General features: G+C 65.7%; 14 protein-coding genes and 1 pseudogene. 7 read left to right on the forward strand and 8 right to left on the reverse strand.

The features are described from left to right. The first annotated feature begins 105 nt into the window (after positions 1 to 105). Entirely contained in the window at positions 106 to 1,092 is a 987-nt protein-coding gene (locus L2X99_RS10840; RefSeq protein WP_236135100.1) for an o-succinylbenzoate synthase, read from the forward strand. Here the strand turns inward: L2X99_RS10840 and L2X99_RS10845 are convergent. The 6 genes from L2X99_RS10845 to L2X99_RS10870 form a co-directional block, all read right to left on the reverse strand. Further along, the gene (locus L2X99_RS10845; RefSeq protein WP_329607985.1) at positions 1,070 to 1,921 is read right to left on the reverse strand and encodes an HAD family hydrolase; all 852 of its coding nucleotides are present in this window, start codon (positions 1,919 to 1,921) and stop codon (positions 1,070 to 1,072) included. The genes L2X99_RS10840 and L2X99_RS10845 overlap by 23 nt on opposite strands. Continuing rightward, positions 1,807 to 2,595 (reverse strand): carbohydrate ABC transporter permease, encoded by a 789-nt coding sequence (locus L2X99_RS10850; protein WP_236126727.1) that lies wholly within the window; start codon positions 2,593 to 2,595, stop codon positions 1,807 to 1,809. Before L2X99_RS10850 ends, L2X99_RS10845 begins: the two co-directional genes overlap by 115 nt. A 58-nt stretch (positions 2,596 to 2,653) precedes the next feature. Continuing rightward, positions 2,654 to 3,454, reverse strand: a complete 801-nt coding sequence (locus L2X99_RS10855; RefSeq protein WP_236135101.1) for a carbohydrate ABC transporter permease — start codon at positions 3,452 to 3,454, stop codon at positions 2,654 to 2,656. Positions 3,455 to 3,612: 158 nt separating this feature from the next. After that, positions 3,613 to 4,908: an ABC transporter substrate-binding protein gene (locus L2X99_RS10860; RefSeq protein WP_236135102.1), complete on the reverse strand. Its 1,296-nt coding sequence runs from the start codon at positions 4,906 to 4,908 to the stop codon at positions 3,613 to 3,615. A gap of 84 nt (positions 4,909 to 4,992) precedes the next feature. Beyond that, on the reverse strand, positions 4,993 to 5,625 hold the full coding sequence (locus tag L2X99_RS10865) for a hypothetical protein (protein ID WP_236126723.1): 633 nt from the start codon (positions 5,623 to 5,625) through the stop codon (positions 4,993 to 4,995). A 190-nt stretch (positions 5,626 to 5,815) separates the two neighbouring features. Continuing rightward, complete coding sequence (locus L2X99_RS10870) at positions 5,816 to 6,697, reverse strand: hypothetical protein (protein ID WP_236135103.1); 882 nt, start codon at positions 6,695 to 6,697, stop codon at positions 5,816 to 5,818. Between the two features lie 183 nt (positions 6,698 to 6,880). On the opposite strand from L2X99_RS10870, the gene L2X99_RS10875 reads away from it, so the two are divergent. Beyond that, entirely contained in the window at positions 6,881 to 7,891 is a 1,011-nt protein-coding gene (locus L2X99_RS10875; RefSeq protein WP_236135104.1) for a LacI family DNA-binding transcriptional regulator, read from the forward strand. An 8-nt stretch (positions 7,892 to 7,899) separates the two neighbouring features. Here L2X99_RS10875 and L2X99_RS10880 read toward each other — a convergent pair whose 3' ends face one another. Beyond that, positions 7,900 to 8,592, reverse strand: coding sequence for an MgtC/SapB family protein (locus tag L2X99_RS10880; protein WP_236126720.1), 693 nt, complete (start codon positions 8,590 to 8,592; stop codon positions 7,900 to 7,902). A gap of 14 nt (positions 8,593 to 8,606) precedes the next feature. Beyond that, a complete protein-coding gene (locus L2X99_RS10885; RefSeq protein WP_236135105.1) occupies positions 8,607 to 9,653 on the reverse strand; it encodes a hypothetical protein in 1,047 nt (348 codons plus the stop codon). A gap of 218 nt (positions 9,654 to 9,871) precedes the next feature. Here L2X99_RS10885 and L2X99_RS10890 point away from each other — a divergent pair, with 218 nt between their 5' ends. The 5 genes and pseudogenes from L2X99_RS10890 (at position 9,872) to L2X99_RS18345 (ending at position 13,100) form a co-directional block, all read left to right on the forward strand. Next, entirely contained in the window at positions 9,872 to 11,269 is a 1,398-nt protein-coding gene (locus tag L2X99_RS10890; protein ID WP_236135106.1) for an FAD-dependent oxidoreductase, read from the forward strand. Further along, positions 11,266 to 12,123, forward strand: a pseudogene (locus tag L2X99_RS18600) (mannitol dehydrogenase family protein); the annotation flags it as partial. The gene L2X99_RS10890 and the pseudogene L2X99_RS18600, both read left to right, overlap by 4 nt. 22 nt (positions 12,124 to 12,145) lie before the next feature. Then, positions 12,146 to 12,778 carry a hypothetical protein gene (locus L2X99_RS10895; protein ID WP_442923435.1) on the forward strand — a complete coding sequence of 211 codons (633 nt, stop codon included), beginning with the start codon at positions 12,146 to 12,148 and terminating at the stop codon, positions 12,776 to 12,778. Between the two features lie 9 nt (positions 12,779 to 12,787). After that, positions 12,788 to 12,970 carry a DUF2277 family protein gene (locus L2X99_RS18340; protein ID WP_329607986.1) on the forward strand — a complete coding sequence of 61 codons (183 nt, stop codon included), beginning with the start codon at positions 12,788 to 12,790 and terminating at the stop codon, positions 12,968 to 12,970. After that, a complete protein-coding gene (locus L2X99_RS18345; protein ID WP_329607987.1) occupies positions 12,960 to 13,100 on the forward strand; it encodes a hypothetical protein in 141 nt (46 codons plus the stop codon). Before L2X99_RS18340 ends, L2X99_RS18345 begins: the two co-directional genes overlap by 11 nt. Positions 13,101 to 13,118: the final 18 nt, after the last annotated feature.

The following is a 13,118-nucleotide window of genomic DNA, read 5'->3' on the forward strand; positions in this document are numbered from 1 at the left end:
CCAGCGAGACGAAACGCCTCGGCAGACCTGAGAGCGTTTCGTCTTCGCTCCTTCGTCGCTCCGCGGGGCGACCGACGGCGCTGCGATGCGCGGCATGATGGACGCATGCAGCCGTCGCTCGCCGATCTCCTCACCACCGCCCGCGTCGTCGCCCTGCCGATGCACACCCGGTTCCGCGGGGTGGACGTGCGCGAGGCGCTGCTCTTCGAAGGCCCGCAGGGCTGGGCGGAGTTCTCGCCGTTCGTCGAGTACGACGACGCCGAGGCCGCGACCTGGCTCGGGGCCGCCGTCGACTTCGCGTGGCGCGAGCAGCCGGCCCCGCTGCGCGACCGCATCCCGGTGAACGCCACGATCCCGGCGGTCGAAGCGGGCCGTGTGCCTGAGGTGCTCGCCCGCTTCGACGGATGCCGCACCGCCAAGGTAAAGGTCGCCGAGCGCGGCCAGAGTCTCGCCGCCGACGTCGCAAGGGTGCGGGCGGTGCGCGAGTCGATGGGTCCGGAGGGCCGCATCCGCATCGACGCGAACGCCGGCTGGAACGTCGACGAGGCCGAGCACGCGCTGCACGCCCTCGCGGAGTACGACCTGGAATACGCCGAGCAGCCCTGCGCCACCGTCGACGAGCTCGCCGAGCTGCGCCGACGGGTGAAGTACATGGGCATCCCGATCGCCGCCGACGAGAGCGTGCGCAAGGCGACCGACCCTCTCGCCGTCGCGCAGGCGAAGGCGGCGGACCTGATCGTCATCAAGGCGCAACCGCTCGGCGGCATCCGGCGGGCACTGCAGATCGTCGCGGATGCCGGGCTGCCGGCAGTGGTCTCGAGCGCGCTGGACACCGCCGTCGGGCTCGCGCAGGGCGCCGCGCTCGCGGCCGCGCTTCCCGCACTGGACTACGACTGCGGCCTCGGCACGGCGTCGCTGTTCGCCGACGACGTCGCGGATGCCCGTCCTGTGGCGGGATCCGTCAGTGCGGCGCGGGTGGTGCCGGATGCCGCGGCGCTGGACCGCCTCGCCGCCCCGGCCGAGCGCCGCGACTGGTGGGTCGCACGGTTGGAGCGCTGCTATGCGTGGCTCAGAACTCCAACGACTTCCTGACTCCCGGCGACTCGGCGCCGGTTCGCGCCGCCGCAATGGCGTGGACGCGCCGGAGATCCGCCACCGATCTTCCTCTCATGCCCGGCCAGCGCACCAGCGATTCCGACTCCACGATAGTCGGCGGTGCATTCACGGCAATTGTCGTGAGCCCGGCGGCAACTGCGGAGGTGACGCCGACGAACGAATCCTCGATAGCCAGGCACGACTCTGCCGACAGGCCGAGAGCATCGAGACCCCGTAGATACGGCTGCGGAGCAGGCTTCGGCTCCGTCACGTCGCTGCCGGACACGATCACCTCGAACAGCCCCGGATCGAGCGCCCGGAGGATCGCCTCCACCGCCTCTCGACCCGACATCGTGACGAGCCCGCAGCGGATCCCCGCGTCAGCGCAGTCGATCAGCATCTCGCGCACTCCCGGAAGCCAGACAGGTGGCGCCGTGACGGCAAGTTCCGCGGCGGCCCGCTCGATCTGCGACACGACAGCGGCCTCGGTCAGTGCCGCACCCTTCTCGCGAAATCGAGCAGCCACGGCCCACATCCCGTGTCCTCGTGTGACGGCCTGGTCGGCTCCGGTCCACTCGACTCCCAGCTCGTCCGCGGCGGTCAGCATCGCCGCCTCCCATACGGGAGCGCTGTCGGTCGAGGTTCCATCCATATCCCAGAGGACGCCGTGCAACCCCGCACCGGGCACCCGCTCCGCTTGTCCGCCTCCGCTCACGACTTCACCGCTCCCGCGGTGAGACCCGAAATCACGTGCCGCTGCGCGAACAAGAACAGGACCAGGACGGGGAGCACCGACAGCGTGGTCGCCGCCATCTGGATGCCCCACATCGGGCCGGCAAAGGGATCATAGAACTGTGTCAGGGCGAGGGGCACCGTGAACATCTCTGTGTCCCTCAGGTAGATGAGCGGTTCGAGATACTGACTCCAACTGTGCCATCCGGCGAGCACGACGACCGCTGCCAACGACGGACGCACGAGCGGCGTGTAGATGGTCAGGAAAATCCTCAGGTCGCTCGCACCGTCGAGCCGAGCGGACTCACCAAGTTCCTTGGGAAGGCCGAGATAGGCCTGACGCAGGATGAAGGTCGCGATCGGGGCCGAGTGCAGGAACACGGTGATGATCACCAGGGGATAGTACGTGTCGATCCAACCCAGCGAGGTCACCAGCTGGAACAGCGGAACGATGGTCGCCTCCGGCGGGATGAAGGTCGCGCTCAGGAGAACGAGGAAGAGGATCGAACTCCCCAGCGGCTTCACCCGCGCGAACGCGTACCCGGCGCACGCCGAAACGATCACCGTCAACACACACACAAGCGCCATGACGAAGACGCTGTTGAAGAACTGCCGAGCGAAGGGCTGCAGCTCGAACACCTGCGCATAGTTCGACCACTTGAACTCGCTGGGGAAAAAGGTCGGCGGGTAGCTGAGTATCTCAGCGTCCGACTTCACGGATCCGAGCACCATCCACAGGATCGGTCCGAGGAACACGAAGGAGATCACGATGAGCGTCAGGTAGTTGACCCCTCTCCCGATGCGCACACGCGGGGTCGTTCGGCGCTTAGTCATTTTCGGCGTACACCAGCTTCTTTCGGATCGCCCACAGCGCGCTGCTGACGACGATGATCATCAGGAGGAGGATGACGGCAAGCGCACTCGCCTCGCCGAAGTCATGTCGGCGGAATGCTTCGTCGTAGATCATGAACGAGAGCACGTTGGTCTCGTATCCCGGGCCTCCGTTGGTGAGGATCAAGATCACTTCGAAGACCTTGAACGACGCGACTACCGTCAACAGGAACACCATGAACAGCGTCGGCGAGACCTGCGGGATCGTGACGTGGCGGAATCGCGCCCACCGTCCAGCACCGTCGGTCTCGGCTGCTTCCAGCAGTTCCCGGTCGACTGCCTGCAGGCCTGCCAAGCACAGCAGGACGTTGATGCCGACATTCTTCGTGAGCTGGACGAAGACGATGACCGTCAGGGTGAGCCACCTCGACCGCAGCCACGGAATCTCCTCGGCGCCGGTGAAACTCACCAAAAAGTCCAGCAATCCCTCCGGTTGAAGGATGAAGCGGCTGACGAGCGCCCAGGCGACCATGGTGACCAGCGCCGGGATGAAGACGGCGGCCCGGAAGATGTTCACTCCGCGCAGGCGGTTGTTCAGCAGCAGCGCGATCCCCATCGCGACTGCGATGTTGAGGATGCTGAACGCTGCGACGAAGAAGACGGTGTTAGTAAAAACAAGGGGGAAACGATCTCCGGTGACGAGGTTGACGTAGTTCTCCATACCGACGAACTTCGTGGCCCCGGAGAGAGCGTTGATCGAGTTGAGACTGAGCCAGATCGACTGCACCGTCGTCACCAGACCGAAGATCGCGAAGCCGATCAACTGCGGGGCAATGAGCGCGTAGCCGAAGGCGTTCGCACGGAAGAAGCGCTTGCCGGCCGGTACCGGCGGGGTCTTGCCCCACCGGTACCGGTGCCTGCAGCGCGGTTCTGCGCCAGAATTGCCACTGACGATCAGCCGCCCAGAGTCGGCTGGATCGCCGCGCAGACCTGCTGCAAGGCGGCGGGGATGTCCGCATCCTCGCCGTAGACGAACTGGTCGAGCGCAGCGTTCAGCGCCGCCGTGGTCTCAGCGTTGTTCGGCGCGACGGGCGTGAAGGTGCCGTTCTCCAGGACTGCCGTAAGGATCGGCTCCAGCTGCGCCGCATCCAGCACGGGGGCAGACGCCTCCATCGTCTCCGCGTTGAGCAGCGAGGTGCGGCTCGGCGGGTAGTAGGCAGACAACTTGCGCATGCTCTCCGGGTTGGTCAGGTACGCGACCAGACGCGCGGCGGCATCGGTGTGCTTGCCCGCAGAGTAGGCGACCATCGCCGACTGTCCGACGTGCTGACCGGCACCGCCGGGACCCGCGGGAGTGGGGACCACGCCGTACTCGAAGTCGACATCCGCAAGGAGGCCGTTGCTGCCGAGATAGGCGATCGTCGTGGCTGCCCCGCCGCCCCAGAAATCTGCCTGCTGACCGGGCCGGGGAGTGATCTTCTCGTCGTAAACCATCTCGTGAAGCGCGGTGTACGCCGCCTCCATCTCCGGCGAGTCCATCAGGCACTCTTCGCCGCCCTCATCCCAAGGCGTGCCGCCATAGGCGCGGATCAAAGGAAGCATCCGCACCCAGTTCTTGAACTCGAAGGCGTCGAAGATGAGCCCCGTCTTACCACTGTCGGCGGATATCTTCTGCAGGTCTTCCCGCAGCAGATCCCAGTCCCAGGTGCCAGCCTCGACGGCTGCGGAGGGATCCTCGAGCCCGGACTGGGCGAAGAGGTCCTTGTTGTAGTACATGATCAGCGGGCCGTTCGAGAACGGCACGCCGAACTGGGCGTCGCCCTCCCGCCATGGCTCCTGCATCCGATCAGCGAGATCCTCGTAGTCGTAGCCGTCGGCCTCCTTCAACGTCGGATTGAGGTCGACAAGGGCCTCGGCGTTCATGTACTCGATGCTGCTCTCCACCGGCAGCCACGAGGCATCGGGCGGGCTGTTCGAGGCGAGCCAGGTCGGCAGGAGCGTGTTGAGGTCGCTCAGTGTGACGCTCTCGAACGTCACCTTGGACACATCGTCGTTCGCCGCCACGAACTCTTCACCGAGTTCATCGAACAGAGCCAGCTGATCGGGATTGGTCGCCCAGAGCAGGAACCGCAGTTCCACCGGCTCGCCGGACGAGCCGTCACCTCCCGACGATCCCGATGGTCCGGCGCATCCTGCGACCAGTGCGGCGGTCGCGACGAGCGCGGTCGCGCCGATGATTCGTCGTCTCACGTTTCCTCCTTGAATTGAGTTGCAACGATCTGTTTTTCGCTTCCGGGTCCCGAGGACTCCGGGGCTCTAGGTGGTGATGGCGCTTCAGAGCGCCGGCACCAGATGGACGGCGCCCTGGAACACCGTCGCGAGACGCTGTGCTCCGTCGACGGCTACGGCGTCCAGACCCTCTGTCTCACCGACCGCTTCGAGGAGGGACGTTTCCACCGTCCTCTCCTCTCCGAGATCGACGGCGGTGATCCGTGCGTCCTCCGCCGAGACGCCGTCGTTGGTGTTCAGATACAGCCGGGAGCCGATGATCGTGCATCCCTGCGAGTAGGTGTTCTCCGTCAGGCAAGTGAAGCTCTGCACCGGTCGAAGCGTTCTCGAGTCATAGCGGTTGATCAGCAGGCGGTCACGTCGGTCGAGCGCGATGTCTTCGGCCGAAACCGTGACGAGCGAGCCCTCTTCGTCTACGGCGACGGAAGCGAGACGCCATCCCGGATGCTCGATCGGGAACATCTCCATGACCCGCGCCGATGCGGGATCGACGCGCTTGATGACCGGCGTCGGCGTACCGGCATCGCACACGACGATCTCGTCGCCGCGAACCGCGCTGTCGTTGGGATGGACCAGCTCGCCCTCGACCAGCGTCTCGCGGACGAGGCGCTGGTCGACGTACACCTGCATGACGGACCCGTGGTGGAACACCAGCCAGGAGGAACCGTAACGGCACACGCTCTGAACATTGTCCGGTCCGCACTCCGGCGCCACGAGCTCGAAGTGCTTCTCAGGGCCTTCGATCCCCCCGGCGATTCGGTGCGACGATGCATCCATGCGCGTTTCCGTCCGTTCTGAATGGTAGGTATAACGATACACTTATTCTTCCCATATTCCTAGCTCGACCCTCACAAGAGGCGCCACGGGCTCACAGCGGCCCGGCGGCGGGCACCGGCGCCCGCTGCGTGCGACCGCGGTCCTCGTACATCTGCCAGAAGAGCAGCCACGGATCGAGCATGACCTGCTCGCCGCCCTCCTCCACTCGGAACACGAAGTGACTGTGCTCGGCGAACCCTCCCGCGACGTAGACACCGCCGGACTCGGCGTACTGCACGCCGGCTTCGATAGGCTTGCCTTCGGGGACGAGAAGTCGGATCAGGTGGTGCGACTGGAGGATCCACGAGGACCCGTCGTCCCAGCGGTGCACGCCGCGCCAACGGTTGTTCTTGTCGCCCGCGGCGAGCGACTCGAAGTAGCCGTGCTCGTCGATCCGGAAGGGCGTCCACAACGGTGTGCCCGCCGCGTGGTCGATGTCCAGTCCGCCATGCGCATCTGCCCCGTCGTACGGCCCGAGCCACGTGTCCTCCCCGCGGTAGCACTCCTCTACCCGCAATCCCCCTTCGGGCAGTGGACACCAGGGGTGCAGCAACGTGGGGCTGATGCCGACCCTGGCGTCCCAGACGGCGAAGCGCGCATGCCCACGGGGGAAGCACTCGCCGTGCTTCTCGGTGAGCAGGTCCGCAATCCCTGCCACCGCGTCGAGCCAGATCCGCATCCCCATGATCACCGGCGGAGGAGTGAAGTTGGACTGCGACGGGATCCGCCGCACGAGCTCGACCTGATGGCCGTCGATCTCCAGCGTGCACGCTATTGCATACAGAAGAAGTCCATCGCGGTCGGAAAAGGGCAGCCGACCGCGGCGGATCGGCCAGGCGACCGTCTTGACGAGCCGGATTCTGCGGATCTGCCCGTCCAGCATTCGGAAATGCAGTTCATCGCCCTCGTCCAACTCGATCGCCGTCAGGGTCACCTTCGCCTCACGCCGCTCTGTGCGCATGCTTCGTTCCTTCCTCTCCACCCCGGCGCCCCGTCCTCGGGCGCGGGCGGCCGGGAGCGCTCGCTCCCTTCGCAACCCTAGTGTTACGATTGACCTGGCTACAGGGTCTTCCTGATCTGCCGATGACGCGCCGCAGAGCCGGAGGTTTGCCAGCCCATGACGAAGAAAGCGCGCCTCGCGGAGGTGGCGAAGCTCGCGGGCGTCTCGCCCGGGCTCGTCTCTCGACTTCTCAACGAAGACCCAACGCTCAAGGTGCGTGACGACACACGCAGCAGGGTGATGTCGGCCATCGAGATGCTGCAGTACACCCCCGACGCGTCGGCGCGGGCTCTGCGGAGTTCGCAGACCGGGCTCCTGGGGTTCGCTCTGTACCACGTCACCGACCCGATCTACGCTCAGATGGTCGACAGCGCTCAGTCGGCCGCGGCCGATGCCGGATACTCGCTGATGCTGCTCAACGCGGGCGAGCTCGCCGCACATCCGACTGTTTTCCGCCGCCTCGTGCACGGCCGCCGGGTGGATGGGCTGCTGGTTCAGGGGGGTTACTCCGATGACGTCTCCGCGCTGCAGGATGCCCGAGCGGTGCCATCGGTGCTGTTCAACGCGGACGCGCTGCCCGGTTTCCGAACGGTGCGCCTCGACGACGTCGCCGCCGCCCGGCTCGCGACGACGCATCTGATCGAGCTCGGACATGCGAGCGTCGCGTTCGTCGGCGCGGAGGGCAGCTCTTCCGACCGGCGCTACCAGGGGTATGTGACCGCGATGACCGACGCCGGTCTCGCGCCGCACCCACCGATCGTCGGCGGATGGGATGCCTCGCCCGCCCGCGCGGTCACTGAGCGCTATCTTGCCAGCGGGGGCACGGCGAGCGCTTTCGTTGTGGTCTCGACCACAAGTGCGCTCGGCGTGCACGCCGGCGTACTCGCGAGCGGATTGACGATACCGGGCGACATCTCGATCGTCAGCATCCATGACACCTGGTTCGCACCCCACCTGAGCCCGGGGCTCACCGTCGCCGCGACGCCCCTGGGCGATCTCGGCCGGCTCGCTGTCGAAGTGCTCGTCGCGCAGATCGGCTCTCCGCAGGAGGGCGAGGTCGTCCTCCGGGAACCGTCGCCAGAGCTCATCCGACGAGCCTCGAGCTCGCGCCCGCGAAGCGCGCGCTGACGTCACGGTCATTCGTACTCCTCGTCGTGGGCCCACCCGACCGAACGCACGCCGTCGATGGCCCCGACCGCGTCGACCAGCGCCCCCGCATCGCCTCTGCCCTCTGCATTGAGCATGACCCTGACCTCGCCCGATCCGCGCGGATCCTTGTCGGTGCTCAGCTGAGAGACCTGGAAGCGGTGGTCCGTGACCACCTTGATCACCGCGCGGAGCACGCCGAGGCCGTCGGGATACTCTACGTAGAGGACGGCTTCTGACCGTCGGCGCAGTCTGTTCAGCCTCGGGCCGACGGCGATGATGAGGTAGTGGCAGCCGACGACGACCGCTGCGATGATGAAGAGGCGCCCTCCGGCGGCCATGCCGACCGCCGCGACGAGCCAGATCGAGGCCGCCGTGGTGAGCCCGCGCACGGCGTCCGAACGGAAGACGATCAGACCCGCGCCGAGGAAGCCGACCCCAGACACGATCTGGGCCGCCACTCGGGTCGGGTCGACGCTCACAGCGTCGACCCCCAACACGTCGACGAAGCCGTACTTCGACACGAGCATGAACAGGCAGGACCCCACGCCCACGAGGGAGTGGGTCCGAACACCGGCGTTCTTCGAGCGGAGCTGACGCTCGAGTCCGATCGCCATGGAGAGCACCAGCGCCACAGCGATCTCCGGCAGCACCTGCAACTGAAGCAGCCAAATGCTCTCCATGGATGCCGTACCTCCTATTGACCGGTGAGCTTGTGGATGCGGTCGATGTACGTCACGCCATCCGGGTGCACGATGTTGGATGCGACGAACAGCTTGCCGTTGCTGTCGAGTGCGATGCCTTCGAACTCGAAGAGTGTGGCCGCCGATGCGGGTACGGTCAGATCGGCCCATCGCACGGGCGTGTAGACCTTGTTGTTTGTGACCGTGCCCAGCGTGGCGAAGATGATGCGGTTCTTGAGTCCGGTCGCCGTGCCCACTGTGTTCTTGCCGTCCCAGACAGGGATGAGGATCTGATCCTTCGCCGGGTTGTAGGCGATGTCCTGCCCGAGGTTGAACGTCTTGGTGGTCGGGACGAAGAACTTGTTGCCGAGCTCGAAGTAGTCCCCGGCGATCGTCGCGATGTAGTACGGCCGGCGGATGAGGTTCGAGTCATTGGGATCGGGGATGCTCTCATTGGCGGTTCCGACGATCCAGGTGCCGTCACCTCTGTAGGCGATCGATGCGATCTTCTTGTTCGACGTTCCCTTCCGCGCCTTGAAGAGCTTCGTGATCTCGCCCTGATTGTTGATCTGAGCGACCTGGGGCTCTCCGGGTGCTTCGAGCGTGGGCACGTAGAAGGAGCCGACCTCGAGATAGTCCGTGCCCGGGGTGCGGTAGTAGGCCAAGCCGTTGGCGTGGCCGAGCGAGTAGGGCTCCGTGCCTCCCTTCAGCCGCACCATGTAGTCAGCCTTCACCGCGCTGGAGGTGTTGAAATCGTTGATGTGGGAGAAGGTCGCCCATCCGGTCTGATCGGTGCCGGAATGGTCGGACTTGAGCACGTAGGCGTCGCTGTCGCCGACGATGTAGAGTCCGTTGACGCTTCCCACGCGACGTGTGACGCCGTCCGAGGTGATGTAGGTGTCGGGGATGTCGGCGATCACCGTTCTGTTCAGCGTCGTGATCGGCGGATTCGTCGTCGCCGACGCACCCGCTCCCAGCGTCGCGACCATCGCGCCGCTGAGCAGGAGCGCGGGCACCGCCCTCCTCGGGCGCACCCACTCGCGGATCGTCTTCTTCTTCATCGTTCAACGCCTCCTTGCGTCTCGTGTATCACTGATGTGTCGGTCACCGGATGCTCCTTGCACATCCAGCGATGGAATCTTGACAGGTATATCCTTATACTTCAAGTATCGTTCTCAGTTATCCCTACGGATGCTGCAACGGAAACAACCGATTTCACGCACATATCGGACGACGGACTCATCCGTATAACTATTTATCTACGAGGATCAGGTGAAGGATGGACAAGATGCCGCTGCAGGAGGAGAGCTCGGTGCTCGTGACGGAGCGGAGCAGGGAGATACCTGTCGCCGACCGCTATGATGTGATCGTCTGCGGCGGAGGTCCGTCCGGCGTGATCGCGGCCGTCGCTGCGGCACGCACCGGCGCGCGCACCCTCTTGATCGAGCGCTACGGCTTCGTCGGCGGCATGTCCACGAGCGCCCTGGTGACGCCGATCAGCGAGTTCCGCATCAACGGGAAGCAGCACATCGGCGGCATCCCGTTCGAGCTCCTCCGCAACGCTGCAGCGCTCGGTGGCGCCGATATCGAGCGCGACAGCGGAAACTATCCTGTCAACGACGAGGTGCTCAAGCTCGCGGCTCAGCGGCTGCTCCTCGACAGCGGAGTCTCGCTCCTCTACCACTCCTGGTTCTCCGGGTGCATCATGGACGGCGACCGCGTATCGCATGTCGTCGTGCAGAACAAGGCCGGACGCGTGGCCTACGCCGCCGACGCGTTCGTCGACTGCACGGGGGATGCCGACCTGGTGCGCGCTGCGGGTTTCCCGACAGCCAAAGGCACTGTCCTGCAACCGGCGACGCTGTGGTTCCAGCTCGCCGGCGTGGACACCGACATGTTGCAAGAGATCTTCGGGGATGCCGTGGGCGGCATCCTTCCCGTATCCGACACGATCCGGGACCGCCTTCATGAGCTGAACGCCCAAGGGGAGATCCCGATCTTCGGCGGACCATGGATCAGCAGGTTCTTCCACGACGGCATGGTGAGCATCAACGTGCTCCGCGAGCCCACCGACGCCAGCGATCCCGAGTGGTTCACACGCACCGAGTGCAGCCTTCGCGAGAACATGCATCAGATGATCGACGTACTGCGTTCCAACTTCCCCGAGTTCAAAGACAGCTGGCTGATGAAGTCCGGCATCCAGACCGGCGTGCGCGAGACCTACCACATCGTGGGTCTCTACAAACTCACAAAGGACGACGTCATCGTCCCGAAGGCGTTCCCCGACACCGTCGCCAAGGGCGCCCACGTCATCGACATCCATGACTCGGACGGCACCGGGCAGAGCGATTTCACCGTGCCGAAGCAGGAGTACAACATCCCGCTGCGAGCACTCGTGCCCCGTGGCAGCCGCAACCTCGTCACCGCAGGACGATGCATCAGCGCCGATGGCCCCGGGTTCGGCTCCGTCCGGACTATGGCGACATGCATGGCGATGGGCCAGGGAGCGGGGATCGCGGCGGCATTGCACGTGCAACGTGGACATAGCATGTCGCAGATGGACGTCGCCGCGCTGCGCGAAACGTTGATCGCCCAGGGCGCCATCGTCGACTTCGACAACTGCGCGAACGACGACGCTGAGCCGCCCATGCCGGAAGTGGAGATGAGCGAGGCATGACTGATCCGATTCGCCCCGCTGGCGCCGTCGCACGGCTGTGCCGTGCGACGCTGCAAGATCTGCCCGACGAGGTCGCCGTTCCCGACTATCTCGACGATGAACCGCGCGTCGGCGTGGTCCACATCGGCGTCGGGAACTTCCATCGTTCCCACCAGGCGATGTACCTCGACCGTCTCCTCACCGCGCGGAGCGAGGGAGCCGTCGCGATCTGCGGTATCGGCATCCGTCCCGAAGACCGGCCGTTGCTGAGTGCGCTGCAGGCACAATCGGGACTCTACAGCCTGTCCCTTTTCGCCACCGACGGGGCCGTGGAGACGCGCATCATCGGGTCCCTGCGAGAAACGCTGCTGATGCCCGATGATCCGGACGGCGTACTCGCCCGCCTCTGCGACCCGGCCGTCAAGATCGTCAGCCTGACGATCACGGAGAGCGGCTACGTCGAGGACGCGACCACGGGCCGGCGCGCCGCAGACGACCAAGTCGTCCGCGCGGAGACCGCGGACGGTCTGACGACGCCTCGGACGGCGTTCGGTCTGCTCGTCGTCGCCCTGCGGGCCAGACGCGCCGCGGGAACGCCGCCCTTCACAGTCATGTCCTGCGACAACATCCAGGGGAACGGAGCCATCGCGCGGGCGAGCGTCGTGGAGACTGCTCGACTGGTCGATCCCGACCTCGCCGACTGGATCGACCGACACGTCGCCTTCCCGAGCACAATGGTCGATCGGATCACGCCGAGCCCGACGCACGCGCAGCTCGGACTGGTGCGTAGCGTTCTCGGTCTCCACGACGAAGCACCGGTCGTGGCAGAACCCTTCGTCCAGTGGATCCTCGAGGACGACTTCCCGTCGGGACGTCCGCCGCTCAGAGGATGCCGGCGTGATCTTCACGGAGGACATCGGCGCATACGAGTCGATGAAGCTCCGGCTCCTCAACGGCGCACATCAGGTGCTGGCGTACATCGGCCTCCTCCGTGGGCATCGATTCACCCACGGAGCCGTCGCGGATCCCGTGGTCCGGCGATGGCTGGACGCGTACTGGCAGGATCTCGCGCTTCCGACTCTCGATCTTCCGGACGGGATCGACGGCGACGACTACATCCGCACACTCGTCGAGCGATTCGGCAACCCGGCCATCGCCGACACGCTCGAGCGCCTGGCCACGGACTCCGGCGCCAGGATGGCGAAGTTCGTCCTCCCCGTCCTCGTCGACGCCCGCAACCGTCCCGGTTTCGCCGAGTTGACCGCGGTCATCCTCGAAAGCTGGGCCTTTGCCGTCACCTCGAGTTCCTCGGATCTGATCACCTCAGGCGTCCCGTCCGACACACGCGCAACGATCACCGAAGGGAAGTCGCTCCTCTCGGCGGTGGACTGGCTGGGCCCACTGTCGATGGACGACGTCCTATCCCATGCCATGACCGCAGTACGGAAGACGTTCGATCTCCTCGGACCATCGGACGGACTGGAGCACCTTCTGCCGCAGGGGTCTGGCCGCGCGCAGGAGGTCTTCTAGCCTGTCGACGTGTGCCGCGACATCATCGCGCTGACCAGCTTCGAGCCAACCGCCACCGACGAAGAGTGCCACGACGCCGCGCTGCAGATCGTGCGCAAGATCGCCGGAATATCAGACCGTCGCGCGTCGACCAGGAGTCTTCGACCACGCCGTCCAGGAGATCACGCAGGCAACCCGCCGGGTGCTCGATAGGTTCGTCAACTCGGCGCCGCCGAAGAACCCCGTTGAGGAGGCGGCCAAGCAGCAGGCCCGCTCGACCGACCGCTACGAGGCGATCCTCGTCTACCGGCAGGAGGAGCGCGCCACCCGTTCTCTAGGCTGAGTCCTGACGCCACCGCGA

It is taken from the genome of Microbacterium sp. KUDC0406, from assembly GCF_021582875.1.
Lineage (GTDB): Bacteria > Actinomycetota > Actinomycetes > Actinomycetales > Microbacteriaceae > Microbacterium.